Annotated in this window: 2 protein-coding genes; one reads left to right on the top strand and one right to left on the bottom strand. The window is 69.9% G+C overall.

The window, feature by feature from the left end; genetic code table 11:
- Nucleotides 1-24 precede the first annotated feature (24 nt).
- Nucleotides 25-1,026, bottom strand: a complete 1,002-nt coding sequence (ku, locus tag AC5LUJ_RS18990) for a non-homologous end joining protein Ku (protein ID WP_493465401.1) — start codon at nt 1,024-1,026, stop codon at nt 25-27.
- A 554-nt stretch (nt 1,027-1,580) separates the two neighbouring features.
- On the opposite strand from ku, the gene AC5LUJ_RS18985 reads away from it, so the two are divergent.
- On the top strand, nt 1,581-1,793 hold the full coding sequence (locus AC5LUJ_RS18985) for a hypothetical protein (protein ID WP_250286906.1): 213 nt from the start codon (nt 1,581-1,583) through the stop codon (nt 1,791-1,793).
- The last annotated feature ends 69 nt before the right edge of the window (nt 1,794-1,862 follow it).

The following is a 1,862-nucleotide window of genomic DNA, read 5'->3' as shown; positions in this document are numbered from 1 at the left end:
GGTCCGGTCCGGTCCGCGGTGACGTTACCTGCGGCCCGCGGCCCCGGCTCTGGGCCCGCCTGCTCTCTTCCCGTTCCGCGCGTCCTGCCGGCCATTGCCATTGCCATTGCCATTGCCGGCGGCGACACCGGCCGCCCCCGCACCGTCCGGGCCGGCCCCGTCCGTGGCGCCTCTGTCCGTGGTGGGGGTGGCCGGGCCGGCGGCGGACCTGGCCGGGCGGCCGGTACCCCGGCCGGCGCCGGCGGGCGGCCGGTCGCGGTGGGCCCGCGCCACGCTGGCGGCGAGGACGGCCACCAGGTCGTCCGCGGAGGTGGCCGTCTCGTTCTCGACCGGCGGGGTCACCACGTCGCTGCCCGACACCTTCGCGTCGATGACGGCCTGCAGGGCCTGCCGGTAACCGTCGGTGTAGGGGGTCGGGTCGAAGTCGTCGGACAACGACTCGATCAGCGTCTGCGCCATGACCAGTTCCTGCGGGCCGACACGCACCTCCTCGTCCAGGAACGGGAAGTCCGGCCGGCGCACCTCGTCCGGCCAGAGCATCGTCGACAGGACGAGCACGTCGCCGCGTATCCGCAGGGTCGCGAGCTGCTCCCGCTGCCGCAGGGCGATCTTGACGAGCGCAACCCGGCCGGAGCCGCCGAGCGCGTCGCGCAGGAGCACGTACGACCTGACCCCGCCGCGGTCGGGCTCGACGTAGTAGCTCCTGGCGAAGTAGATCGGGTCGACCTGTGCCAGCGGGACGAACTCCAGCACGTCGATCGTGCGGGAGGTGGGCAGCGGCAGGTGCGCGAAGTCGTCGTCGGTGAGCACGACGGTCTCCCCGGAGGGCAGCTCGTAGCCTTTGGCGATCTCCGAGTAGGGCACTTCGGCGCCGTCCGCCGCCGCGACCCGCTTGTAGCGGATGCGGGACCCGTCCCAGCGCCTGACCTGGTGGAAGGAGACGTCCCGGTCCTCGGTGGCCGGGTAGAGCCGGACCGGAATCCGGACGAGACCGAAGGAGATCGCGCCTTTCCAGATCGACCGCATGCCCGCCCCTTACTGTGAGTGTGAGCGTGTTCATGGGTTGTCCCGACCGGCATACCGCGGCGGTGACAGCGCCGGATCACGACAGCGCCGGATCAGGCGTCCGCACTGGCGGACACGGCCCAGCGGGCCGCGCTCCGCAGCCGGCGAACACACTCCTTCCACAATGGTCTCCCAACGTCGAGGGGTAAGGAAGCCATGTGGACACAAAAGGCGAACGAATCGCGGACGGACGTACGCCACGAGCGACAGTGCCCGACCCCGGGAACCACCGCACGACGATCGCGACACAATTCCACACTCTGCACACTCTCCGTGCGCACTACTGTACCGACCGTTTCCATCCTGGTTGCTCCGTGGCCGGGCCGTTGCCTGCCCACGGCCGGATGAGCTGGTATTCATGGTGGGCGACGTGCCGGACCGAGTCGAAGAACACGGCAATCTTTTCCCACTTCGGCAGGTACGCCCGGCGCCCAGGTGGAAGGTTCCAAAACGGCGGTAGGGCCAACGCAAGAGTACAGAGGATCACAGTCCGTAGGCGCTGACAGGAGAAAGCCATGACCTCACCGACGGATCTTCCGCTCGACGTGCATGACGTTCTCGACCGTCCCGACGTGTCCGACGCGGACGCTGCGGAGCAGGCGCGCGAGGTCCTGACACGCGATCCGCTGCCGCTCACGGCGTCGTGGCCGTCGTCGCTGGAGGTCGACGAGTACGACGCCGCGGAACAGCAGATCGTCGTGGACGTCGACGAGGACGAGTACCGGTGAAGCGGGCCTGACCCGGGCGAGCCCCGCGCGGGCCCTGGTCCACGCGAGCCTCTGATCCAGCGGTGACGT

This window comes from Protofrankia sp. CiP1_Cm_nod3 (assembly GCF_982290655.1).
The sequence above is the reverse complement of the archived record's forward strand: the minus strand, read 5'-3'. Positions and strand labels throughout refer to the sequence as shown.

Bases quoted from the DNA above. Each gene is read 5' to 3' on its own strand.
- AC5LUJ_RS18985 (WP_250286906.1), top strand. From the start codon at position 1,581: ATGACCTCACCGACGGATCTTCCGCTCGACGTGCATGACGTTCTCGAC.
- ku (WP_493465401.1), bottom strand. From the start codon at position 1,026: ATGCGGTCGATCTGGAAAGGCGCGATCTCCTTCGGTCTCGTCCGGATT.